The organism is Neobacillus sp. PS2-9 (assembly GCF_030915525.1).
Taxonomy (GTDB): domain Bacteria; phylum Bacillota; class Bacilli; order Bacillales; family Cytobacillaceae; genus Neobacillus.
In genome coordinates this window covers 3953696-3976371 of sequence record NZ_CP133269.1, presented here as the reverse complement: position 1 = coordinate 3976371, position 22676 = coordinate 3953696, and the positions used below count along the sequence as shown (strand labels likewise).

The 22676-nt window shown below is 37.8% G+C and carries 26 protein-coding genes; 17 read left to right on the top strand and 9 right to left on the bottom strand.

Translation table 11 applies throughout. The features are described 5' to 3' along the window. Positions 1–79: 79 nt before the first annotated feature. Together RCG25_RS19955 and RCG25_RS19950 are read left to right on the top strand one after the other, a co-directional pair. Positions 80–943: a CvfB family protein gene (locus RCG25_RS19955; protein ID WP_308080568.1), complete on the top strand. Its 864-nt coding sequence runs from the start codon at positions 80–82 to the stop codon at positions 941–943. A gap of 73 nt (positions 944–1016) precedes the next feature. Beyond that, positions 1017–1148: a DUF3941 domain-containing protein gene (locus RCG25_RS19950; RefSeq protein WP_081825501.1), complete on the top strand. Its 132-nt coding sequence runs from the start codon at positions 1017–1019 to the stop codon at positions 1146–1148. 43 nt (positions 1149–1191) lie between these two features. On the opposite strand, the gene RCG25_RS19945 is transcribed toward RCG25_RS19950, so the two are convergent. After that, positions 1192–2049 carry a DegV family protein gene (locus RCG25_RS19945; protein ID WP_308080567.1) on the bottom strand — a complete coding sequence of 286 codons (858 nt, stop codon included), beginning with the start codon at positions 2047–2049 and terminating at the stop codon, positions 1192–1194. A 115-nt stretch (positions 2050–2164) separates the two neighbouring features. On the opposite strand from RCG25_RS19945, the gene RCG25_RS19940 reads away from it, so the two are divergent. Beyond that, positions 2165–3007, top strand: coding sequence for a YitT family protein (locus tag RCG25_RS19940; protein WP_308080566.1), 843 nt, complete (start codon positions 2165–2167; stop codon positions 3005–3007). An 18-nt stretch (positions 3008–3025) separates the two neighbouring features. Continuing rightward, the gene (locus tag RCG25_RS19935) at positions 3026–3814 is read left to right on the top strand and encodes a BsuPI-related putative proteinase inhibitor (RefSeq protein ID WP_308080565.1); all 789 of its coding nucleotides are present in this window, start codon (positions 3026–3028) and stop codon (positions 3812–3814) included. A gap of 23 nt (positions 3815–3837) precedes the next feature. Here RCG25_RS19935 and RCG25_RS19930 read toward each other — a convergent pair whose 3' ends face one another. The 3 genes from RCG25_RS19930 to RCG25_RS19920 all read right to left on the bottom strand — a co-directional run bounded on the left by RCG25_RS19930 (position 3838) and on the right by RCG25_RS19920 (position 5102). Further along, positions 3838–4023, bottom strand: a complete 186-nt coding sequence (locus RCG25_RS19930) for a DUF3813 domain-containing protein (protein ID WP_308080564.1) — start codon at positions 4021–4023, stop codon at positions 3838–3840. 1 nt (position 4024) lies between these two features. After that, positions 4025–4177 carry a hypothetical protein gene (locus tag RCG25_RS19925; RefSeq protein WP_308080563.1) on the bottom strand — a complete coding sequence of 51 codons (153 nt, stop codon included), beginning with the start codon at positions 4175–4177 and terminating at the stop codon, positions 4025–4027. Between the two features lie 109 nt (positions 4178–4286). Next, positions 4287–5102, bottom strand: a complete 816-nt coding sequence (locus RCG25_RS19920; protein WP_308080562.1) for a Cof-type HAD-IIB family hydrolase — start codon at positions 5100–5102, stop codon at positions 4287–4289. 243 nt (positions 5103–5345) lie between these two features. Between RCG25_RS19920 and RCG25_RS19915 the strand changes: the two genes are divergently transcribed. Together RCG25_RS19915 and RCG25_RS19910 are read left to right on the top strand one after the other, a co-directional pair. Next, a complete protein-coding gene (locus RCG25_RS19915) occupies positions 5346–5654 on the top strand; it encodes a metal-sulfur cluster assembly factor (protein ID WP_308080561.1) in 309 nt (102 codons plus the stop codon). Between the two features lie 203 nt (positions 5655–5857). Next, positions 5858–6985 carry a TIGR04053 family radical SAM/SPASM domain-containing protein gene (locus RCG25_RS19910; protein ID WP_308080560.1) on the top strand — a complete coding sequence of 376 codons (1128 nt, stop codon included), beginning with the start codon at positions 5858–5860 and terminating at the stop codon, positions 6983–6985. A gap of 52 nt (positions 6986–7037) precedes the next feature. On the opposite strand, the gene RCG25_RS19905 is transcribed toward RCG25_RS19910, so the two are convergent. Next, complete coding sequence (locus RCG25_RS19905) at positions 7038–7736, bottom strand: Crp/Fnr family transcriptional regulator (protein WP_308084229.1); 699 nt, start codon at positions 7734–7736, stop codon at positions 7038–7040. 317 nt (positions 7737–8053) lie between these two features. Here RCG25_RS19905 and moaA point away from each other — a divergent pair, with 317 nt between their 5' ends. Continuing rightward, complete coding sequence (gene moaA, locus RCG25_RS19900; RefSeq protein ID WP_308080559.1) at positions 8054–9070, top strand: GTP 3',8-cyclase MoaA; 1017 nt, start codon at positions 8054–8056, stop codon at positions 9068–9070. 297 nt (positions 9071–9367) lie between these two features. Here moaA and ric read toward each other — a convergent pair whose 3' ends face one another. Further along, positions 9368–10066 carry an iron-sulfur cluster repair di-iron protein gene (gene ric, locus RCG25_RS19895; RefSeq protein WP_308080558.1) on the bottom strand — a complete coding sequence of 233 codons (699 nt, stop codon included), beginning with the start codon at positions 10064–10066 and terminating at the stop codon, positions 9368–9370. Positions 10067–10310: 244 nt separating this feature from the next. Between ric and glp the strand changes: the two genes are divergently transcribed. Then, on the top strand, positions 10311–11576 hold the full coding sequence (gene glp, locus RCG25_RS19890; RefSeq protein WP_308080557.1) for a molybdopterin molybdotransferase MoeA: 1266 nt from the start codon (positions 10311–10313) through the stop codon (positions 11574–11576). After that, positions 11564–12115 (top strand): molybdopterin-guanine dinucleotide biosynthesis protein B, encoded by a 552-nt coding sequence (gene mobB, locus RCG25_RS19885; protein ID WP_308080556.1) that lies wholly within the window; start codon positions 11564–11566, stop codon positions 12113–12115. Before glp ends, mobB begins: the two co-directional genes overlap by 13 nt. 32 nt (positions 12116–12147) lie before the next feature. Here mobB and RCG25_RS19880 read toward each other — a convergent pair whose 3' ends face one another. After that, a complete protein-coding gene (locus RCG25_RS19880; protein WP_308080555.1) occupies positions 12148–12840 on the bottom strand; it encodes a Crp/Fnr family transcriptional regulator in 693 nt (230 codons plus the stop codon). Positions 12841–13113: 273 nt separating this feature from the next. On the opposite strand from RCG25_RS19880, the gene RCG25_RS19875 reads away from it, so the two are divergent. After that, a complete protein-coding gene (locus tag RCG25_RS19875) occupies positions 13114–13293 on the top strand; it encodes a YjzC family protein (RefSeq protein WP_308080554.1) in 180 nt (59 codons plus the stop codon). A 119-nt stretch (positions 13294–13412) separates the two neighbouring features. Continuing rightward, positions 13413–16019, top strand: a complete 2607-nt coding sequence (gene clpB, locus RCG25_RS19870) for an ATP-dependent chaperone ClpB (protein WP_308080553.1) — start codon at positions 13413–13415, stop codon at positions 16017–16019. A gap of 76 nt (positions 16020–16095) precedes the next feature. Here the strand turns inward: clpB and RCG25_RS19865 are convergent, their stop codons facing one another. Beyond that, positions 16096–16278, bottom strand: coding sequence for a YjzD family protein (locus RCG25_RS19865; RefSeq protein ID WP_308080552.1), 183 nt, complete (start codon positions 16276–16278; stop codon positions 16096–16098). Between the two features lie 170 nt (positions 16279–16448). Between RCG25_RS19865 and RCG25_RS19860 the strand changes: the two genes are divergently transcribed. From RCG25_RS19860 to RCG25_RS19845, 4 genes are all read left to right on the top strand, one after another. Beyond that, positions 16449–17171 carry an alpha/beta fold hydrolase gene (locus RCG25_RS19860; protein WP_308080551.1) on the top strand — a complete coding sequence of 241 codons (723 nt, stop codon included), beginning with the start codon at positions 16449–16451 and terminating at the stop codon, positions 17169–17171. A 79-nt stretch (positions 17172–17250) separates the two neighbouring features. Next, entirely contained in the window at positions 17251–18087 is an 837-nt protein-coding gene (locus tag RCG25_RS19855) for a hypothetical protein (RefSeq protein WP_308080550.1), read from the top strand. Positions 18088–18233: 146 nt separating this feature from the next. After that, positions 18234–19181 (top strand): BMP family ABC transporter substrate-binding protein, encoded by a 948-nt coding sequence (locus tag RCG25_RS19850; protein ID WP_308080549.1) that lies wholly within the window; start codon positions 18234–18236, stop codon positions 19179–19181. 20 nt (positions 19182–19201) lie between these two features. Next, complete coding sequence (locus RCG25_RS19845) at positions 19202–19402, top strand: ComZ family protein (protein WP_308080548.1); 201 nt, start codon at positions 19202–19204, stop codon at positions 19400–19402. Positions 19403–19434: 32 nt separating this feature from the next. Here RCG25_RS19845 and RCG25_RS19840 read toward each other — a convergent pair whose 3' ends face one another. After that, the gene (locus RCG25_RS19840) at positions 19435–19692 is read right to left on the bottom strand and encodes a hypothetical protein (RefSeq protein ID WP_308080547.1); all 258 of its coding nucleotides are present in this window, start codon (positions 19690–19692) and stop codon (positions 19435–19437) included. A gap of 177 nt (positions 19693–19869) precedes the next feature. Here RCG25_RS19840 and RCG25_RS19835 point away from each other — a divergent pair, with 177 nt between their 5' ends. Both RCG25_RS19835 and fabF read left to right on the top strand, forming a co-directional pair. Continuing rightward, entirely contained in the window at positions 19870–20802 is a 933-nt protein-coding gene (locus tag RCG25_RS19835; RefSeq protein WP_308080545.1) for a beta-ketoacyl-ACP synthase III, read from the top strand. 108 nt (positions 20803–20910) lie between these two features. Continuing rightward, the gene (gene fabF, locus RCG25_RS19830; RefSeq protein WP_308080544.1) at positions 20911–22149 is read left to right on the top strand and encodes a beta-ketoacyl-ACP synthase II; all 1239 of its coding nucleotides are present in this window, start codon (positions 20911–20913) and stop codon (positions 22147–22149) included. Positions 22150–22676 lie beyond the last annotated feature (527 nt).

Here is a 22676-nt window from a genome sequence, read left to right as displayed (position 1 = left end):
AAACAACTTTATAAAAATAGCAGCATGAACTACCAAACGTAAATGAAATTAAAACGCTTCGAAGGAAAGGAACGTTAATATGTCAATAAATGAACTAATTGGCCAAACAACCACCTTAACTGTTGCAAGAAAAGCAACATTTGGCTATTTTTTAACGGATGGAAATGAAGATGTATTATTGCATATAAATCAAGCTAAACAGGATTTAGAAGAAGGCGATGAAGTAGAAGTTTTTTTATATGTGGATTCAGAAGGCCGAGTCTCTGCTTCAACCACCATACCAGATATAGCTGTCGGCCGCTATGGTTGGGTTAAGGTAACCGACACGAACCCGAGAATTGGTGTCTTTTTAAATATTGGACTTCCAAAGGACCTTTTGCTTGGTATAGATGATCTGCCTGTTCATAAGTCTGTCTGGCCAACAGTTGGCGATTTAGTTTATATCACAGTAAAACAAAGCAGCAATAATCTCCTCTATGCAAAACTTGCCAGTGATCAGGTTATTGAATCTATTTCTGTAAAAGCAACCAGAGAGAATTTCAATAAAAATGTTCAGGGGCACATATACCGGACAGCTAAGGTTGGCAGCTGGATTTATACGTTAGAAGGTTTTAAAGGATTTATTCATGAATCACAAAGACCACAAGAGCCTCGTTTAGGTGAAAAAGTAGAGGGGCGGATCATCGATGTGAAGGAAGACGGAACGGTGAATGTGTCCCTACTTGCGAGGAAAGAAGAATCTCAGGATACCGATGCAGACCGAATTTACGAATACCTTCTCAGCAGAAACGGAGCTATGCCTTATAATGATAAAAGTACGCCTGAGGATATACAAGACCGTTTTAACTTAAGCAAGGGTGCCTTTAAACGTGGACTCGGAAAACTAATGAAAGACGGAAAGGTATATCAAGAAGGTAGCTGGACGTATGTAAAAAAAGATTAACTCAGATTACATACTCTATTTCGTAATGACAGACAATAATGACTGACAAAGGAATTACGAAAGGAGTAATTACATGCCACACACATCTGATAATGATAAAAAAGCAAAAGATAATAATGCCTTGAGACATGAGAAAAATATGATGCGCGAAAAAAATCGTCAGGCAGGTAAAAATCAATATTCTAAAAAGACAGACCATAAATAATTAAAAAACCAGAGCAGAAAAATTGCTCTGGTTTTTTAATTATTTATGGTAGTTGGTTTAAAAAGAAAATAGATATGGTTCCTGCACCTGTATGAGCACCAATAGCTGAACCAATGTTAGAGATATAAACCTCTTTTGGATGAAACTCTTCCTCAATCATTGCTCGCATCTCTTGAGCTAATACCTCATTATCCGCATGACTAATGCCAATAGTCTGTTCCCCCATATTGGAGCCACGTTCATTCATGATTTCAATAATACGGCGTAGTACCTTCTTTTTACCTCTAATTTTTTCAATGGGAACGAGCTTTCCATCTTCAACATTTAAAATCGGTTTAATATTTAAAAGTCCACCAAGGAAGGCAGATGCCTTGGATACACGGCCGCCCTTTGCTAAATAATCTAGATCCTCAACGGTGAAGAGATGTTCCATATGCTCACTTCTAAAACGTACATCGTTTAAAATGTCCTGTTTGCTCGCATTGTTCATCGCAAGCTTGGCTGCTTCTTTTACAATTAGTCCAACACCAAGAGAAGCACATTTTGTATCAACGATCGTTAAATTAAAGTTTGGATATTTTTCCTTCACTTGGTCAAGAATCATAACAGCGGTTGAATAAGTTCCTGATAGCTCAGAAGAGAAGGCTATGTATATTCCATCTTCATTTCTTTCAGCCATTTGTGTGAAGACTTCTTCAAACAAAAGGGGAGAGGTCTGAGATGTTTTAGGTGTAGAACCGTTTCGGATGGCGTCATAGACCGTTTTTGGATCAATATTTTTAACATCTTCGTATTCTTCTCCATCTAGATGGACTTTTAATGGGAGAAGTGTGACATTGTTTTCTTCATAAAAACTTTTAGGTAAATCGCATGCGCTATCTGCTAGTATTTTTACCTGCATGAAGCTCACCTGCTTTCAAGCGTTATTTTAGTTTCAGTTTATCGGTTTCGCCTAAAAAATACAATTATGTAATTTTAGAAGGGTTGACAAACAAAAGAATAAAGGGGGACTAACATTGCTTTGGCAAGAATCAAAAAAAATAGTTATTGTAATCGCGGGTGCGTTATTAAATGCACTAGCAATGAATTTATTTCTCATACCGGCTAATGTTTATTCAAGCGGTTTTACAGGAATCGCCCAATTACTTTCAAAGGTGCTAAGTGATTATACACCTATTCAACTCTCCATGGGTATTTTATTGCTTCTATTAAATATCCCAGTAGCCATTCTAGGGTGGAGAAAAGTAGGAAAATCTTTTACCGTTTACAGCTTTTTAAGTGTGTTAATGTCCTCCTTTTTTTTAACCATCGTACCTATCAAACAAGTATCCCAAGATATTTTACTTAACGCCGTATTTGGTGGAGTTATTTTAGCTGTAGGTGTGGGGATTACTTTAAAGTGGGGAGCATCAACAGGTGGTGTAGATATCATCGCAATGGTTTTATCGAGAATGAAGGATAAACCAGTTGGTCCGTACATGTTTGTCTTAAATGGGATAATCATTGTAACTGCTGGCTTCCTGTTTGGGTGGGAAAAAGCACTTTATACACTAGTTACTTTATATACCTCAACAAGAGTCATTGATGCCATTCATACCAGACATGCTAAGCTCACGGCAATGATTATAACGAAAAAAGCAGACGAACTGAAAAAGGCCATCCATGGTTCACTAGTTAGAGGAATCACAATGATCCCAGCAAAAGGAGCGTTTTCAAATGAAACAAGGGATCTGCTAATGATCGTCATTACTCGCTATGAACTTTATGATTTAGAACGAATAATTAAGGAAATAGATCCAAATGCATTTACAAATATCATTCAGACTACAGGAGTATATGGTTTTTTTCGGAGAGAATAAAGGAAAAAGGAGACCAACATGCGAATACTACTTTGTGTTATTACGTTACTTTTCCCATCTTTGCAAAAAACAGTTACAAACGGGGTGAACGAACTGAATTATCGTTTTTATGTCATTCCGACTGCGGGATCAGAAAGGGTAGATTTCGAAATAGTCGTAGAAAACACTGGAGAGGTTCCGCTTCACTTTGAATTTCCAACTTCTCAATTGGTTGAAATAACGATTACGGACCAATCACGGAAGGAGGTTTATGTCTATTCAAAAGGACGATATTTTTTGCAGGCATTTCAGACGGTTAGTATAGAACCACATCAATCCTTAAGACGAGTAGAAAAATGGAATTATCAATTTAAGGGGAGCAGGGTTCCGCCTGGTGAGTATACCGTTCATACCACATTTCGTCCTATTAGGTTAAATGACCAACCTATCACAAATCGAACCAAGTTAACCAATAGTCAAAAATTCTATGTTCCAGAAGAAAACAATATCTTCCGTGAGGTAAAGGTGTCAGGCACCAAAGGAAATTATGTTGTCACTGGTGAGACAATTGTAAGTAACCGTGAATTATATTATTCAGTTGAAGATGGCCATTCGGAATTTATTCCTGAAACAAAGCTATTAGTTCCTTCTGATAAGGGGGAGTGGAGACTATTTAAACTGGAGGTCCATCTTCCGAATGAAAGGCTTCCTGTCAATGGTTCCTTGATGTTAAACCTTTATGAAAAGAGCTGGGACGGTAAAATCACTCATTCCTATCCAGTGATACTTGAACAATTTCATCATGAAAAAAACAGAGGCACCGAATAAAGGTGCTTCTGCTTTTTGTGCAGCTATCTGATCTGTTCAAGCTCTTGTTGCATTTGTTGGAGCTGTTCCTGCTCTGCTACCTTCGAGTTTGCATAAGCAGAACTTAGAGCATTCTTTGCTTTTGCTACAGCAGAATCATACTCATTTGGGTTGGCAGATTTCGCCATTTCAACAAATCTTCGTGCTTCCTGGAACAATTGGTTTCCCATGTTATATTCCTCCAAGCGAGGATTCATGCACATTGGCCATTTTCTGAGCTTCTGCATCGGCGTAGGTCATGTGATAAGGGATACGTTCATCATGCTTGCTGACTGTATCCACTCCTTGCTGGACAAAGCGTTTTGATTTGTTACGTTTACCCATTCGAATCCCTCCAATATGCTCAAGCTTTGATTGAAACAGCACCGCTGCCTCAAAAATAGTATGCTCCAATTGGAGGTTGTTCATTTAGGAAAACAATGGCGTTAAAAAATTATAATTTTAAATTTAACAAATCTGCCAAATAATGTCCGACTCCATCTTCTTCGTTGCTAAGGGTGACATCATTGGCAATGTTTTTTACTTGGTCGATGGCATTACCCATTGCAATACCACGGCCAGCATATTCAAGCATTTCAAGATCGTTATCCTCGTCACCGAAAGCAATGATTCTTTCTGCAGGAATGCCAAAGTACTCTGAAGCTTTCTTCAGCCCCACTGCCTTATTTAATCCGATTTTTATGATTTCGATAACATGCCATGGAGCGGCCCAACTGCGGTGATCAATCACTTCTGCATGAACATCGGATAAGTGCTGTCTAATCGTTTTTAATTGATCTTCTTCTGTATGGATTAACATACTGGTAGGGGAATCTTGTAAGTACTCAGCAAGGTCACCAGTAGTTATCTTTGGATTACCGAAGCTAAAAATGTCTAAAAGCTTTTCATCATGATAGTGAAAATAAACGTCATCGATTACTTCTGCAATGATGTTATGGAAATGAAAGCTTCTGCAAGCTTCAACAATGTCTTTTGCGACCTTAACATCAAGTGGTTCGTGATAAAATCCCCAATTAGGATTTCGTGGATGATGCATAAACGCTCCGTTAAAATTAACAATGGGCGTGTCCAAATTTAACTCACGATAATACATTTCACTTGAACGAAAAGGGCGGCCAGTTGCAATCATAACGACATGACCTTCATCCCTTGCTTTATTTATTATTTCCTTCGTTTTTAAAGAGATGGTTTTATCATCTTTAAGTAATGTTCCATCTAAATCTAATGCGATTAAATGTCTCTCGGCCATATGGACTCCTTTATAATATGAATTCTCAAATAAATGCATACTTTTAGTAAAAAAATGAACTGCATGATACACTACATTTAATGAGTTTCAAAACATTGGACTGTTATTTCTATATTTACTATGTTAACAATTATATATCCAACCTGTAAAAAATTTCACACCAAGATTGGATAAAAACCGATATACTTTTTATATAAAAGTAAATACTGTAATAAATCGTACCATTTAAAGGAGCGGAAGGAAATGAATGAGGATTTAAGAGAGAATATTATGGGTGCACTGGAGTTAGTCATTGACCCAGAACTAGGTGTAGATATTGTTAATTTAGGATTAGTATATAAAACAGAAATGGATGATGAAGGAAAGGTCACTATTGATATGACATTAACTTCAATGGGCTGCCCTTTGGCTGGAACAATTGTTGATCAAGTAAAAAGAGCACTTGCAGATATTCCTGAAGTCAAGGATGTAGAAGTAAATATTGTTTGGAATCCGCCTTGGAATAAAGAAATGATGTCACGCTATGCGAAAATTGCCTTAGGCATTCGCTAAATATAAGTGGTAATTTAATATAATATAACCTTTAAAAGCAGTGGAGTTTCATCCACTGTTTTTTCTTTTAGAGTTTTCACAAAACGTCCATATATATCGTTCAGTCTGTGAGTTAGTTCACTTTTTTTGACTATAAACACCTTTATAATACAGATTATTAAGGCTGTTTGAGTTGAAATAGCTGTTTTTAGGGGGCGTTTCATATGGCTTTTAGCCGAGATTTTAATAAAGATCCATTTATCGTTATTTGGGAACTTACACGTGCATGTCAGTTAAAGTGTTTGCACTGTCGTGCCGAAGCACAATATAGAAGAGATCCTCGTGAGCTTTCCTTTGAGGAAGGCAAACAGTTAATAGATCAGATATATGAAATGAATAATCCGATGCTCGTTTTTACGGGGGGAGATCCCTTAATGAGGGAGGATGTTTTTGATATTGCTAAATATGCAGTGGAAAAAGGCGTACGTGTCTCAATGACGCCTAGTGCCACTCCTAACGTGACCAAAGAAGCCATTGAAAAAGCAAAAGATGTCGGACTATCTCGCTGGGCATTTAGTATTGATGGGCCAACAGCAGAGGTACATGATCATTTCCGTGGAACGGCTGGGTCATTCGATCTTACAATGGAAAGAATTAAATATCTTCATGAGTTGGAGATCCCTATCCAAATCAATACCGTAATATCTCGCTATAATATAAATTATCTGGATGAAATGGCAAAAATGGTTGAAGAACTCAATTGTGTATTATGGAGTGTCTTTTTCCTTGTGCCAACAGGAAGAGGACAAGAATCAGATATGATCTCTCCCGTTGAACATGAAAGAGTGTTCAGATGGCTTTATGATTTAAGTAAACGTGTTTCTTTTGATATAAAAACAACAGCAGCACAGCATTATCGTCGAGTGGTTATTCAGCAAAAGATGCGTGAGGCTAAGGAACAAACAGCAGAGATAGATTATCTAAGTGCATTAACAGAGCAGGGATTAACAGGCTCAATCGATGGTTTAGGTCGAGCACCAAAAGGCGTAAATGATGGAAATGGATTTGTTTTCATATCGCATATTGGAGATGTTTACCCGAGTGGACTTTTACCAGTTAAGGCAGGGAATGTAAGGGAGCAGCCATTAGCAGAAATTTACCGTGAGTCACCTATTTTCAAATCACTACGGAATCCTGATCTTTATAAAGGAAAATGTGGGGTCTGTGAATTCCGCCATGTATGTGGAGGTTCAAGGTCAAGAGCTTATGCTATGACGGGTGATTATCTTGAAAGTGAACCGTTCTGTGTTTATATTCCAAAAGCACTACGGGAAAAACAGGTCCAAAAATAATCAAGATAAAAAAGAAGAGGCTGACCTTAAAAGTCAGCCTCTTCCATAACAGCTATTCAATATTGCAATAGACGGCAGAACAATTTTCGCAACCGATCTCGTCTTTTAAATATTGAAGATCTAAAATAGATATTTTACCTCGTTTTATAGAAATAATTTTATCTTTCTTTAAGTCACTGAGGATCCGATTTGTACTTTCTCGAGAAGTCCCACAGAAATTGGCGAGCTCTTGATTAGTTAGAGGCAGGTCAATTAAAATTTCATTATCTTTTTGAATACCGTAGCTATTAGTCATTCGAATTAAAGTAGAAAAAAGCGCGCCGCGTTTTCCATTTAACACAAGGTCACGAAATTTTGTTTGTGTTTTTCGGAAATGATCGCTCATCCATTTCATGAATTCAAAAGCAAGCTTACTATTTTGAAAAATTTCACTTTCAATCACATCTTTTTTAATGGCTACAATTTCTCCTTCTTCTAGTACCTTTGCACTTAATAAGTACCTAGGATTATCTGTAAAGAGTGTCAATTCACCACAAATATCATTTGTACCGCAAATTCTTAAAGATAGTTCACGTCCATCTGATGTTATTTTGCTGATTTGAACTTTTCCAGAAATGATAATGTAAAGTTCCTCTGCTTTCATCCCTTCCTGAAATAAGAAGCTTCCTCTTTCACTTCTAAATTTCCGGTCAGCAAATCGAAGTAATTCTTTTATCTCTATGGAATGAGTGGGTTTCATTGGCGTTGTCATTGTCATCCGTTTCACCTCAAGTAACATATTTTATACCTGTCAATTTTTATTAAGGATTCATTAGTATCATTCTATCCCATGATTGAGCAATAAATCGGGGTAAACAATGACAATATAGTGAAAACTCACGCAGTTTTTTTATGTAAGGTAAGAAAGGCTTATATATTTCCAAAAACAATCATTTCTTCATCAATAAACATCTGTTAAGATAAGAATTATATTAAAAGTATATTTATAGTGAATAAAGTAACAGCTTTCAAACCAAAAGACTGCTACACTTATAAGTAAATTGCTTCCTTAAATGGAGTTGATACCGAATGGAAAAAACCATTATAAAAGATAAATTTAACAGGCCATTACGTGATTTAAGAATATCAGTCATTGATCGTTGTAATTTTCGTTGTCAATACTGTATGCCAGCAGATCAATTTGGGCCCGATTTTGAATTTCTTCCGAAGACTGCTTTGCTAACCTATGAAGAAATTGAACGTCTTGCAAAGATTTTTGTAAGCTTAGGTGTTGAAAAAATTCGTTTAACAGGTGGAGAACCACTATTACGAAGAGATATGCCAATACTTGTTGAAAAGTTATCAGCCATTGAAGGCTTAAGTGACATTGGGTTAACTACAAACGGTGTCCTGCTTCCAAAATTAGCAATGGACTTAAAAAAAGCAGGTCTAAAAAGGGTCAATGTTAGTCTTGATACCTTGAATGATGAGTTGTTCGGCGAAATAAATGGACGAGGTGTTGGGACAGGACCTGTTTTAGAAGGTATTGAAGCAGCTAAGCAAGCAGGTCTAGGTGTCAAAATCAACATGGTAGTAAAAAAAGGTTTAAACGATTCAGAGATCATACCAATGGCAGAATACTGCAAAAACAATGGATTGGAATTACGTTATATTGAGTTTATGGATGTTGGCTCTACAAATGGGTGGAAAATGGACGACGTTGTTACCAAGAAGGAAATGTACTATTTACTAAAAGAGCATTTTGAGCTAGAGCCAATTGACCCCGCATATTTTGGGGAAGTAGCCAAGCTTTATCGTTATAAGGATGCGGACGTTAACGTAGGATTCATTACCTCCGTTTCTGAATCATTTTGTTCCAGCTGCACACGTTCACGACTTTCAGCAAATGGTCAAATATTTACCTGTCTATTCAATGGAAATGGCCATGATATCCGTAATTTCATGCGTAATGGCGCTAGTGATGAAGAAATTCGTAATAGAGTAACCGCCATTTGGAATGGGCGGGAAGATCGATATTCGGATGAAAGAACGGCGGAAACAACGAAAAACCGCAAAAAAATTGAGATGTCCTATATTGGGGGATAATCTCCCCATTGTATTAAATAATAGGCTGTGTTAATGAACATGATTGATTTTTATACACTGTTGATTGGAGTGGAAGGCTCGAAGACTCCTGTGGGAGTACGGTTCAGGGGAGACCCCGCAGGCGTGAGCGCCGAGGAGGCTCGCCGAAACGCCCACGAACCGCTCGAGCCTGGAGCGGAAATCAACAGACAAGTTTAACAAAGCCAAATAATAAAAAACTCTCTTAGCAAAAATAAGAGAGTTTTTTATTTCACAAAAGAGGCTGTCTCAACAGGATTATGAGACAGCCTTTTATTATTAAGAAAGATAGCGTGGGAATAAGATATTATTTTCTAAGTGTACATGCATAAAGGTAAGTCCCTCTAATGCTTCCAAACGTGCATAGACTAAGCGGTACGTACCACAAGCATCTAATGGAAGTGTATAATCAGATGTCACTGCCCGGATTTCTCTCAAAATTTCACCTGCATGATCGTGTTCTTTTTCAAGCTCAACAATCAAATTGATTGCTTCTTCACGGTTTTCCACTGTGCCATCGGCCAGTTGCTTGATTAAAGGGAAGACTACTGCCTCTTCCTTTGCCATATGCTCTATCAATTCTTTTTTAAATTCATAAAAAAGCTCATATACCTTTAATAGCTCTGGATGATTATCACCATGTACGCGAGAGACCTTTGTTACATAAGGGCTAAGCATGGTTAATTCTTCTTCAGACACACGGTGATAATTAGTGATTACGTGGTCAATAATCGTATTAGAATCGGAATCAGTCCATACCTCTATATTTTTCTCTTCGTTTTCATATTTCTTGAATACTTCTTTTAATTCTGTAAGTAAATGATCGGTATTGAGTCCGTTTTGGGCTGCTGCTTCAGACAATGGAATATTTCCGCCACAGCAGAAATCAATACGGTTTTTCTTAAACACATCACTTGTTTTTGGTAATTCGTTTACAATATCTTTAACTAATGAGTTAGATGTAAATGGGAAAGTCATAACGATATCCTCCTTAAAATTTGAAGCTGTTTGTTTTCTTGATATAAGCATAATGGAATTAGAGTGGAAACTAGGTGACCTAAATCACACATTCAATATGATTTTTTGTTTTTTTAAGTAAGATTTGTCCGATTTGTGATATTTGATATATTAGCAAGGTTTCTATAGGCTTATAATGTAATGTATAGTAGTTCATATATTGTACATAAAGTTAAACTACCCGTTTTAGGCAGGAGTGAGCAGGATGTTAGAAAGAAGAAACCCCATCCCAATAGGAGAAGCGGTTAAAAAGATCATGGAAATTCAATTACGTGGTGCGACCGAATACATATCCATAAATGATAGCTATGGCCGTTTTTTATCGGAGGATTTAATTGCAACTAGTGATGTGCCCCATTTTGATAGGGCGCCATATGATGGTTTTGCGGTTAGATCTATTGATACGAGTCAGGCTTCTCAATCCAATCCTCTAGAATTCGAAGTAGTAGATCACATTGGAGCCGGGATGGTTTCAACCAAAGTTGTTGGTCAAAATCAAGCTGTTAGAATTATGACCGGTGCTATGATGCCTGAGGGAACAGATGCAGTGGTTATGTTTGAGTTGGCAAAGGATTATGAAAAGAATGGTATTCCATACATGTCTATTAAGCGTCCATTTAAGAAGGGGGATAATGTTTCCTTCATAGGGGAAGATGCGAGACAAGGCGAAGCTCTTGTTAAAAAAGGGACACTCATCAACCCAGGTATTCAAGCCATGCTTGCTACTTTCGGCTATCATAATGTTCCGGTAGCTAAGAAGCCACTTGTGGGTCTATTTGCGACCGGTACAGAGCTATTAGAGGTGTATGAAGATTTAGTTCCAGGAAAAATTCGTAATAGTAATTCACATATGATTTGTGCACAGATTGAAAGAGCTGGTGGAATTGTCCATTATTTTGGAAAATTGCCTGATGAATTTGATACCTGCTTTGATGCAGTAAAGGATGCATTAAATAAAGTGGACGTTCTGATAACAACCGGAGGGGTATCTGTAGGAGATTTTGATTACCTACCAGCTATTTATGAAAAACTAGGGGCAGAGGTATTGTTTAATAAGGTAGCAATGCGGCCTGGTAGTGTCACAACGGTGGCCCGATATAAAGAAAAGATTTTATTTGGCCTTTCGGGTAATCCTTCAGCATGTTATGTCGGATTTGAACTGTTTGCCCGCCCAATCCTTCGGAGAATGTTATTTTCGGAAAAACCGCATTTGCGGAAAGAACTGGCTGTACTTGAAGTAGACTTTCCAAAAGCCAATCCATTTACAAGGTTTGTTCGAAGTTCAACGTTTATAGAAGCAGGCAGACTTAAATCTACACCGAGCGGTCTGGACAAATCAAACATTATTATGAGCTTAGCTGGTGCCAATTCGTTAATGATTCTGCCAGGTGGAACAAGAGGTTTTACAGCAGGCTGTGAAGTAGAAGTTCTTTTATTGGAGGACCAATCAGGCAGTGAGTGGCCTTGGTAAATCCTGTTGTTTTTCAAATTGTAGGATTTCAAAATAGCGGCAAAACTACTTTTACATTAAAGTTAATCGAACGATTAAAAAACGACCAGTTACAGACAGTAACCATTAAGCATCACGGGCATGGCGGTAAGCCCGATGCATCGATGTCCAAAGATACAGGAAAGCATCTAACCTCGGGTGCACTTGCATCCATTGTTGAGGGAGGCGGAAGAATTCTTCTTCAAGCTGAGGGGATTGCTTGCAATCTTGATGATCAGGTAGAGCTTATGAAATTCTTTAAGCCCGATGTCATAATAATCGAAGGGTATAAGCAAGAGCATTATCCCAAGCTTTTAATAATTAGAGAGACCTCTGACATACGATTACTTGAAAAAGTGAACAATGTATTAGCAGTGATTTCTTGGAATGAGGAAATAAAGGAACAGGTGAATGAAAAGTGGGCTGGTCCATCTTTTTTAATCAGTGATGAAAGAGTAATTCAGTGGACTATCCAATATGTTCAGGAACATGTACAGGTACAAAAAAATCGGTCTGAATAGACCGATTTTTTTTATATGCTATATTGTTTTGCTTAATCCACTTTGCATATTTCAACAGGACAATCCTCACAATCGATTTCCCTTTTTAAGAAATCTAAATCATGAATAGTAATTGTTCCTTTATCAATAGAAATGATATTTGTTCTTCTTAAATCACTTAGAAGCCGATTTACCACTTCACGAGAGGTCCCACAGAAATTAGCTAATTCTTGATTCGTTAAAGGAAGTTCCACTAGGATTCCTTTAGTGGTTTTGATTCCATAGCTATTACTTATTCTAATTAATGTGGAATACAATGCTCCTTTTTTTCCATGAAGGACTAAATCTCGAAATTTAGTTTGGGTTTTCCGATATTGTTGACTCATCCATTGGATGAACTCAAAGGATAGTGGAAGATCTTGTGAGAGCTTTTCCTCAAGTGTTTCTTTCTTAATAACAGCTACTTCTCCACTTTCAACTACACGTGCACTTAATAAAAATTTTGAACTTGGAGAGAATAAATTTAATTCCCCAACAAGTTCACCTTTTGAGCACATTCGAATAGTTAATTCTCTACCGTCAGGAATGATTTTACTAATTTGCAGGATTCCACTTTGAACAATATATAATTCATCTGCATTTGATCCTTCTTGAAAAAGAAAAGTACCTTTCTCGATCTTTCTATTATGGTGAACCGTATCAAAGAGATGGGATAGTGTTACGGACATTTCTTTTACTGACTGCATACAAATAACCACCTTTAAAGGTTCAAATAAACCGCTTAATAATAAAAACACAGTCAAATTTCATAAGGGTATTTTTACTATAATTATATTGTTAACAAAGAATATTTAGCAATAAATGTACAATAAGTTCATACAATCGTCATATTTAAAAAAGCATTCATTATATTTCTTAGGAAATATTGTCGAACTTTGTGAAAACTTGCAGTAAATTCCTTTAATGGGCCTCTACCGAAAAGGAAATAATAAAAATGTAGACGACAAGGAGGGAAGAAAATGGGACAAAACCACCAGTTTAAATCAGGTAAAAAGGCACCGAATAATGGAATATACATTGAGGTTGGCGACACAGGAAGCACTGTCAACAACCCCCAAAAAATAAAGCTTAAAGCGGGAGACACTTTTCCAGAAACGTCCAATGATGAACGTGTATGGACCTATCAAAGAAAACCTTAATGTATCAAGATAAGTCATCCATACGGGTGGCTTTTCTAATGTGAAAAATTTTACTTCTTTTAGAGAAATGTTTTATAATTAAGTTAAGGTCAAAAATGGTCAAATAAGGAGTGAGATGTATGGACTTAAACCGAATGACAGAACGTTTACAACAAGGATTAATGGAGGCCCAATCTTTAGCTGTAAAAAATAATCATCAAGAGGTGGATGAACCCCATATATTTTTGGCGTTAATGGATCAGGAGGATAGTCTCATTGTATCTATCCTTGAAAGGACCGGATTGTCTGTTGAGAAAGTTCAAAGCAAATGGATGGAGTCTATATCTAAAAAACCTCAGGTCACTGGAAGTGGCGTTGAACAAGGGAAATTATATATAACAGCAAAGCTGCAAAAGTTGATCGTTAGTGCTGAAGAATTTGCAGCAAAGTTTGGTGATGAGTATATATCGGTTGAACACATAGTTTTAGCAGCATGTTATGCAAATGATTCTGAAATGAAAAAAATTCTGCAATCATTTGGTAAAGCACCAGAAAATGTATTGAAGGCGATTAAAGAGATAAGGGGGAACCAGAGAGTGACTTCGCAAAACCCGGAAGCAGGATATGATGCTCTAAAGAAATATGGTAGAGACCTGGTTGCTGAGGTCAGAGCAGGGAAGCTAGATCCAGTAATCGGGAGGGACACAGAGATTCGTCATGTTATCAGGATATTATCAAGGAAAACAAAAAATAATCCTGTTTTAATTGGCGAACCAGGGGTTGGTAAAACAGCTATTGTTGAAGGGTTGGCCCAGCGAATTGTCAGAAAGGATGTACCGGAAGGTTTAAAGGACAAAACAATCTTTTCTTTAGATATGAGTGCACTAATTGCCGGTGCCAAATTTAGGGGTGAATTTGAAGAAAGATTAAAAGCTGTGTTAAATGAAATCAAAAAAAGCGAAGGGCGAATCCTGCTTTTTATTGATGAGATCCATACTATTGTAGGGGCAGGCAAGACCGAAGGTGCAATGGATGCAGGAAATATGTTAAAACCAATGCTAGCTCGAGGGGAACTTCACTGTATTGGTGCCACTACCCTTGATGAACACCGGAAATATATTGAAAAAGATCCTGCACTTGAACGAAGATTCCAGCAGGTTCTTGTGCAAGAACCAAATGTAGAGGATACAATTTCCATTTTAAGAGGTCTAAAGGAAAGGTTCGAAGTTCACCATGGAGTGAAAATCCATGACCATGCACTTGTAGCTGCTGCGACATTGTCGGATCGGTATATTACAGATCGTTTTTTACCAGATAAGGCTATTGACCTTGTAGACGAAGCCTGTGCCCTGATTCGGACGGAAATTGACTCAATGCCTACCGAACTTGATGAAGTCACACGAAGAGTTATGCAATTAGAAATCGAAGAAGCGGCATTAAGAAAAGAAAGTGATGAAGGCAGTAAAGTCAGATTGGAAACACTTCAAAAGGAATTGGCGGATTTAAAAGAGCAAGCGAATATGAAGAAAGCAAAGTGGCTTCAGGAAAAGCAAGGAATTCAGAAATTACAGGAGAAAAGGGAACAACTTGAAATACTTAGGAGGGAGCTTCAACAGGCAGAGGATCAATATGATTTAAACCGTGCAGCCGAGCTTCGCCATGGACAAATTCCCTTAGCAGAAAAAGAACTGAAAGAGTTAGAGCAGGCCATAGTAAGAGATGACCGCTTACTTCGTGAAGAGGTGACTGGGGAAGAAATTTCAAATATTGTTTCCAGATGGACAGGGATTCCACTCTCTAAACTAGTTGAAGGTGAAAGAGAAAAGCTGTTAAAATTGGAGTCTATTTTACATGAAAGAGTCATTGGACAAGAGGAAGCAGTCAACCTAGTGGCTGATGCTGTACTCCGAGCTCGGGCAGGAATTAAAGACCCTAAACGACCAATTGGATCATTCTTATTTTTAGGTCCTACGGGTGTAGGGAAAACAGAACTTGCAAAGGCATTGGCAGAATCGCTATTTGACAGCGAGGAACAGATTATCCGTATGGATATGTCGGAATATATGGAGAAACATGCAGTTTCACGTTTAATCGGTGCACCTCCTGGCTATATAGGATATGAAGAAGGCGGACAATTGACAGAAGCTGTGAGAAGAAGACCTTATTCTGTGGTCTTAATGGACGAAATTGAAAAGGCCCATCCAGAGGTTTTCAATATTCTCTTGCAGGCACTAGATGATGGGCGAATTACGGATTCACAAGGCCGAGTGGTGGACTTTAAGAATACAGTGATTATCATGACCTCCAATATTGGATCACACTTTTTACTGGACCGAAGAGATAATGAAATAGGCATTTCGGAGGATACTAGAGACAACGTGATGAACCAACTAAGAGCGCACTTTCGTCCTGAATTTTTAAATAGAATTGACGAAACCATTCTTTTTAAACCTCTGTCATTGGGAGAAATAAAAAATATTGTGGTTAAGATGATGAAGGAACTACAAATGAGATTAAGGCAGCAGCATATTGATATTTCGATTCGAGAAGATGCAAAAGAATTTATTGCTGAGAATGGTTTTGATCCTATATATGGTGCAAGACCATTAAAACGGTATATACAAAGGAATATTGAAACGAAACTCGCCCGCGAAATCATAGCTGGGCGTGTACATGAACATTCATCCGTGGAAATTGTCATTGAAAATGGAGAAGTAAGTTTAAGGGTTCATGAGCTTAATGGCTAAGAAGTAAAAAGAGACTGACTCTAAAGCTTAAGGAGTCAGCCTCTTTTTTTACATTCCCAAACGGACGATTTGCTTATTAGTGTTTTTCAACTGGTTCATTTGGAATAACTGCAGAAACAACGAAAACCAAAATTGTCACTACAACTGCTGCAATAGAACCCGAAACAAAGTCAAAACTTACTCCTGACATAGAGCTAATAACATATGTAAGCATTTGTACTAAAAGAAATGACCAGAAAAATGTCCAAAAGTATTGCACAATTATTCACCTCATACTTATTTTACATCATCATTAATATTACCATACCAAATCAAAAAAATATAGAAAAATCAGCTTTTTGTTTTTAATTGAAATTGGGCAAACTCCCTTTCATCTTTTGTGAAGTGGCATACAATACTTTGAGGAAATATGTAAAAGGAGATTTATCAATGGAAAATCGAAATTTTCTAATGGATACCCAATGGAATATCATTCATTACCCTGAAAAGCCTACAGGATTTGGGATTTTAATCATCGGAGATGAAAGGCATTTTGTGGATGAAAATAAATGCTTTTGGACTCAAAATGAAGGAAAGCTAGCTATTATCAATGAACTAAAAGAAAAAGGGTACACCATTTTTTCCTCAAATCTTTATGGGCGAAACTGGGGGAGCGAAAGTGCTGTCGAGCTTGCTCAAAGATTATATCACCATGTAATCCGTAACGAGATCATTAACAATAAAATTCATATCTTGGCAGAAGGAATGGGCGCACTTGTGGCTCTTCGATTAATGGAAAAAATGAAAGACAGTATTCGATCGATTATCCTCCTTAATCCAATCCTGTCTTTAAAACATCATCTTGAACTTGAAAAAGAGCATAAGTTCTTTTATAAAAAATTGATGAGAGAATTAGCTTCTGCCTATCATGTGGATCAAAAAGAAGTGGAAAGTAAGATTAACAATCTGGAAGGGTCTATTCATCTTGAAGCGAACTGTCCAATAAAAATCATTCAAGTCCTATCAGGTGGGAAATCCTATTCTCAGTCAAAACTGTATCAGCAGGTGATTAACACATCTGAAATTAATCCTACTTTTATTCTTCCTGAAAAAAAACCGCAGCTAGGAAAAATAGTCATCAAGTTTTTTAACAGTCATGAAAATGTACTTTAACGCTCCCTTCTCCCCAAATGAAATATTTCCTTATTAATTGGCATAGGATTCAATAAGGATAATTGGGGAGGAAGCGTTCATGGACAAGGCTATTATATTTGGTATATATGATTTTGTAAGCTTTCATGCAAGCCAGACTCTTTTAAATCAGGGGATAGAAGTGGTGGGTATTTCTTTTGAGGATAAAGACAAAATTTCATTCTATGAGGAGAAAAGACTCGAGGTAGGACGAAATGCAAATTTTACGGAACAATCATTCTCTAAGTGGGAAAAGGAGAGAGAACTGGAAAAGTCAAAAACTGTACTTGTCTTTTCAATCTATGACCAATACATGCTGAAAAAAGGATCCCACTTCCTAAAGAAGAGAGTTATGAAACCGATAGCGGATTATATCGAGAAAAATAATAAGAATCTCGAAATCGTTTGTTTGCTTCCGATTCAAGAGCTTGGTTCTAATAATGAAAGACAATTAGAGGGTTTTTTAGAACAGGTTAGTCGTATAGCGGAGAGCATGCATGTTTTTTATCTGCCAGCTATCTATGGCCCTTGGCAGCCAGAGACGTTCCTTTTTCAACAATCCATACTTTCAAAAATACAAAAGGTAGAAATACAAAAAGGTGACCGAGAATGGACAGAGGATACTCTTTTTGTATGTGATGCAGTGGAATCTATTTTTGCAATGGTAGAATCAGAGAGGCCAGGTAAATACGTGTTACAAAGTGGTAAAAAAGATTATTGGTCTGAGTGCGCGGCGTACCTTCAGATTGATGAAAACCTTTCTATAAAGAACGTATCGGAGCCTGTGAAAATTGACAAACAAATAGTAACAGTACCTGTTCGGCACATCACTCCAATCGCGGATTCTATAACTCAGCAAGTAGAGCATGTACGTCGTTTATTTCAGGGGAATTTATAAAAAGGAAAAATGTGTCTTTTCATTTTATAATACAAAGAGTAGAATTAAGGGAAAAACGGTCCTTTCGCATAGCTTAATGTTTACAATATGAAAATGATAAAAGAAATCGTTGGAGATATGACCGATGTATTAAGGAGTTGCATGGAATGCTAAAGCGTTTCGGAATCATTCTTTTATGTCTTCTTTTACTTGGAGCTTGTGGGGAAACAAAGTCTACAGGGAAATTGAAAAAGGTAGGCTTGCTAGTTCCTGAGACGGTAAATGATCAAGTATGGGGAACAAAGGGATTTAAAGGAATGTTAAAAATACAATCAAAATTTAATGTTGATGTATTTTATAAAGAAGGAATGAATTCGGAAGCCGTGGTTAAACGCGCGGTCGAAGAGTTTGACCAAAAAGGGGTTAACCTAATCTTTGGTCATGGAGCAGAATATGCTGAGTACTTTAATAAAATCTCTAAAGACTATCCGAAAATTCACTTTGTCAGCTTTAATGGGGATGCAAAGAATTCAAATACAACGAGTCTTAACTTTAAAGCGCATGCAATGGGCTTTTTTGGAGGGATGGTTGCTGCTCATATGTCAAAACAACATAAAGTAGGAGTGTTGGCTGCTTATGAGTGGCAACCAGAAATTGAAGGGTTTTACCAGGGAGCTCTAGCTGAAAATAATCAAACTCATGTGAGCATAGAATATGTCGGAAATTGGGATGATGAAACTAAGGCAATCCAATTAGTTGATCGTATGTTGGAAAATGGAGTGGATGTGGTGTATCCTGCAGGCGATGGTTATAACGTTCCGGTAATTGAACGAGTAAAGGAACAAGGCCTTTTTGTTATTGGCTACGTTTCAGACCAGTCAGACCTAGGAGAATCTACCGTTTTAACAAGTACGATTCAACAGGTTGATAAATTATATGAAAAAGTGGCAGATCAATACAATAAAGGCGAACTAAAATCAGGTAATCTTTCCTTTGACTTTCATGATAACGTCATCTCACTTGGAAAGTACAGCCCTTTAGTTAAGAAAGAGTTCATTCAGCAAATGAACAAGCATATAGAGGATTACAAGGAAACAGGCAAATTGCCTAAATAATATTATTAAAGGAGTACATAATGAACAATCAAGATCACACATTACAATTTATGCAAATCGCGATGAAGTATTTACCAGAGGCAAAGGAACAATTGGATCAGGCTGGGGTTGAATTATCTATGGAATTAATCCAACCATTTATGAACCTATTTACTAAAGTAATGGAAGAGGCATATGAATTAGGAAGAGAAAGTGCCTTAAGTGAATTGAAGCAATCTTAATGATGAAAAGGCTGACCATCTATGAGTCAGCCTTATTTCTTTTTCCATAATTGTTCGATATAGGGATATACTTTTTGAAATAAGGGTTTAAATCCCTTCATAGATTCCATTAATGTATCAATATTGTTCATTAGTTCTTCATAATCAATCGTAGATTGCTGACGAGATGGTTCCTGTGTCTGATGATCCTGACGGGGTTGATGTCTACCAGGGCCAAACATTAAACTGGTAAAACGGTCTGACTCTTTTCTCTCCTCGTTCTTCCGTTCTTCCATACCTGCATCCTCCATTTCATTTCCTCTTAATTTTAGAATATGACTAAACAAATAATTGGAATGTACATTAGCGGAGAATATAAAAGAAGAAACAGTTGCTTAAAATGGGGTCTATTTGATAAAATTAGTACCAAGTCATAATAATTGATATTAATTTTTGATAAAGAGTTAGTTAAAAAGGAGATGGAACGTGTGAGAGCTGGTATTGTCGGAATTGGTAGGTATTTACCAGAGAAGATAGTCACTAATCAGGATTTAGAGAAAATAATGGATACCTCTGATGAATGGATTCGTACCAGAACAGGCATTGAAGAGCGGAGAATTGCTGCGGATGATGTGGATACCTCAGATATGGCGTTTGCAGCAGCTCAAGAGGCTATCAAACATGCCGGGATTACAGCTGAGGAGATCGATTTAATCTTGGTAGCTACGGTAACACCTGATACACCATTTCCTTCAGTTGCTTGTCGAATTCAAGAGAAACTAGGTGCAACGAAGGCTGCTGCAATGGATATTAGTGCAGCATGTGCCGGTTTTATGTATGGCATGGTTACTGGAAAGCAGTTTATTGAAACTGAAGTATATAAATATGTTCTAGTCGTTGGTGTTGAAAAGCTTTCAAAAGTTACAGACTGGAATGACCGAAATACAGCTGTCCTTTTTGGAGATGGCGCTGGTGCTGCCATCTTAGGTCCAGTTTCAGAAAACCGTGGAATTTTGTCCTTTGAGCTAGGGGCTGATGGTACAGGAGCAAAGCATTTATACCAAGACGAATATATCATTATGAATGGTAGAGAAGTATTTAAGTTTGCTGTTAGACAAATGGGAGAAAGCAGTTTACACGTTCTTGAGAAGGCAGGTTTAACTAAAGAGGATGTTGATTTCTTAATACCGCATCAAGCGAATATTCGTATCATGGAAGCATCCAGACAAAGATTAGAACTACCTGTTGAAAAAATGTCCAAAACCGTTCATAAATATGGTAATACATCAGCTGCATCCATTCCTATTTCTATTGTGGAGGAATTGGAGGCAGGAAAACTTAAAGATGATGATGTTATTGTCATGGTAGGCTTTGGTGGTGGCTTGACATGGGGAGCTATTGCTATACGTTGGGGGAAATAAAGATTAGCGTATAAGGATACTTACTAGTATCTATGCAAGTTGAATTGCTTGAAAATAACATTTACTATTACAAAAAAGGGAAATGATTGTTGAAAAGGAGATGTACAAATGAACAAGCGTAGAGTTGTAGTAACAGGCGTTGGAGCGGTGACACCGCTTGGTAACGATGTTGAAACAACATGGAAAGGGATTATTGAGGGGAAATCAGGTATTGGTCCACTGACTAGAGTCAATGCGGACGAATATCCAGCTAAAGTGGCTGCTGAGTTAAAAGATTTTAATCCCGAAGTGTTTATGGATAGAAAAGAAGCGCGAAAAATGGATCGTTTTACACAATATGCAGTTGCGAGTGCATTAATGGCAGTTAAGGACGCCAATCTAACTATTAATGAAGAGAATTCAGAACGTGTGGGTGTGTGGATCGGGTCTGGTATTGGAGGAATGGAAACATTCGAACAACAATATGAAACCTTCCAAAAAAGGGGATACAAGCGGGTTAGTCCATTCTTTGTCCCAATGCTAATTCCAGATATGGCAACTGGTCAGGTGTCAATTACCCTCGGTGCAAGAGGATTTAATTCATGTACAGTTACAGCATGTGCAACTGGAACGAATTCCATTGGAGATGCATTTAAAGTTATTCAGCGTGGTGATGCGGATGTTATGGTAACAGGTGGCGCTGAAGCACCAATCACAAAAATGTCTGTTGCTGGGTTCTGTGCCAATACAGCACTCTCTACAAATCCTGATCCTCAAACAGCAAGCAGACCATTTGATAAAAACCGGGATGGCTTCGTCATGGGTGAAGGGGCAGGTATCATTATTTTGGAAGAGTTAGAGTATGCCCTTGCACGAGGAGCTAAAATCTATGCTGAAATCGTCGGTTATGGAGCAACAGGTGATGCTTATCATATCACTGCCCCTGCACCAGGTGGTGAAGGCGGTGCTCGAGCAATGAAAATGGCCATTAATGATGGTGGATTACAACCTCAAGACATTGATTATATTAACGCACATGGTACTAGTACTGAATATAATGATAAATTTGAAACACTTGCGGTTAAGGAAGTATTTGGAGAGCATGCTTATAATCTTGCGATGAGTTCAACCAAATCGATGACAGGCCATCTGTTAGGAGCTGCAGGTGGAGTGGAAGCGATCTTTACCGTATTAGCGATGAGAGATAGCATACTCCCACCAACCATTAATTATGAAACTCCGGATCCTGAATGTGATTTGGACTATGTAGTAAATAAAGCCCGTTCACAAGAAATCAAGGCAGCTATGAGCAACTCACTTGGCTTCGGTGGACACAACGCAACCATTGTATTTAAAAAATACGAATAAAAACTTTAGGTCGACCAGATAAAATGTCTGGTCGATTTTTCTGTTAGACCACAGTCCTTAATACTGTGGTATTTTTCATGTATGTATAAATATAGTAAGTAGAAAATTTCGTGGTTGTGAATACATAAGAACTGCTTTGATGAGTTCAAGGGCAGTTGTGTCCGAATCAGGTGAGGATTCGGACAGCTAAGATGAATACAAGGGCAATGGTGTCCAAAACGGGTGTTGATTTGGACAGCTAAGATGGATCCAAAGGCGATCGTGTCCGAATCGGGTGTTGATTTGGACAGCTAAGATGAATGCAAGGGCAATGATGTCCGAATCAGGTGAGGATTCGGACAGCTATGATGAATACAAGGGAATGGTGTCCGAATCGGGTGTTGATTTAGACAGCTAAGATGGATGCAAGGGCAATGATGTCCGAATCAGGTGAGGATTCGGACAGCTAAGATGAATATAGGGGCAATGGTGTCCAAAACGGGTGTTGATTTGGACAGCTAAGATGGATCCAAAGGCGATCGTGTCCG

Coding starts and splice junctions, on each gene's coding strand:
- RCG25_RS19840 (WP_308080547.1), bottom strand. CDS start 19,692: ATGGAGGATGCAGGTATGGAAGAACGGAAGAACGAGGAGAGAAAAGAG.
- RCG25_RS19880 (WP_308080555.1), bottom strand. CDS start 12,840: ATGCAGTCAGTAAAAGAAATGTCCGTAACACTATCCCATCTCTTTGAT.
- RCG25_RS19850 (WP_308080549.1), top strand. CDS start 18,234: ATGCTAAAGCGTTTCGGAATCATTCTTTTATGTCTTCTTTTACTTGGA.
- RCG25_RS19950 (WP_081825501.1), top strand. CDS start 1,017: ATGCCACACACATCTGATAATGATAAAAAAGCAAAAGATAATAATGCC.
- RCG25_RS19930 (WP_308080564.1), bottom strand. CDS start 4,023: ATGGGAAACCAATTGTTCCAGGAAGCACGAAGATTTGTTGAAATGGCG.
- RCG25_RS19925 (WP_308080563.1), bottom strand. CDS start 4,177: ATGGGTAAACGTAACAAATCAAAACGCTTTGTCCAGCAAGGAGTGGAT.
- clpB (WP_308080553.1), top strand. CDS start 13,413: ATGGACTTAAACCGAATGACAGAACGTTTACAACAAGGATTAATGGAG.
- moaA (WP_308080559.1), top strand. CDS start 8,054: ATGGAAAAAACCATTATAAAAGATAAATTTAACAGGCCATTACGTGAT.
- RCG25_RS19920 (WP_308080562.1), bottom strand. CDS start 5,102: ATGGCCGAGAGACATTTAATCGCATTAGATTTAGATGGAACATTACTT.
- RCG25_RS19855 (WP_308080550.1), top strand. CDS start 17,251: ATGGACAAGGCTATTATATTTGGTATATATGATTTTGTAAGCTTTCAT.
- RCG25_RS19845 (WP_308080548.1), top strand. CDS start 19,202: ATGAACAATCAAGATCACACATTACAATTTATGCAAATCGCGATGAAG.
- ric (WP_308080558.1), bottom strand. CDS start 10,066: ATGACTTTCCCATTTACATCTAACTCATTAGTTAAAGATATTGTAAAC.
- RCG25_RS19915 (WP_308080561.1), top strand. CDS start 5,346: ATGAATGAGGATTTAAGAGAGAATATTATGGGTGCACTGGAGTTAGTC.
- RCG25_RS19955 (WP_308080568.1), top strand. CDS start 80: ATGTCAATAAATGAACTAATTGGCCAAACAACCACCTTAACTGTTGCA.
- fabF (WP_308080544.1), top strand. CDS start 20,911: ATGAACAAGCGTAGAGTTGTAGTAACAGGCGTTGGAGCGGTGACACCG.
- RCG25_RS19945 (WP_308080567.1), bottom strand. CDS start 2,049: ATGCAGGTAAAAATACTAGCAGATAGCGCATGCGATTTACCTAAAAGT.
- RCG25_RS19910 (WP_308080560.1), top strand. CDS start 5,858: ATGGCTTTTAGCCGAGATTTTAATAAAGATCCATTTATCGTTATTTGG.
- RCG25_RS19905 (WP_308084229.1), bottom strand. CDS start 7,736: ATGACAACGCCAATGAAACCCACTCATTCCATAGAGATAAAAGAATTA.
- RCG25_RS19935 (WP_308080565.1), top strand. CDS start 3,026: ATGCGAATACTACTTTGTGTTATTACGTTACTTTTCCCATCTTTGCAA.
- RCG25_RS19860 (WP_308080551.1), top strand. CDS start 16,449: ATGGAAAATCGAAATTTTCTAATGGATACCCAATGGAATATCATTCAT.
- glp (WP_308080557.1), top strand. CDS start 10,311: ATGTTAGAAAGAAGAAACCCCATCCCAATAGGAGAAGCGGTTAAAAAG.
- RCG25_RS19875 (WP_308080554.1), top strand. CDS start 13,114: ATGGGACAAAACCACCAGTTTAAATCAGGTAAAAAGGCACCGAATAAT.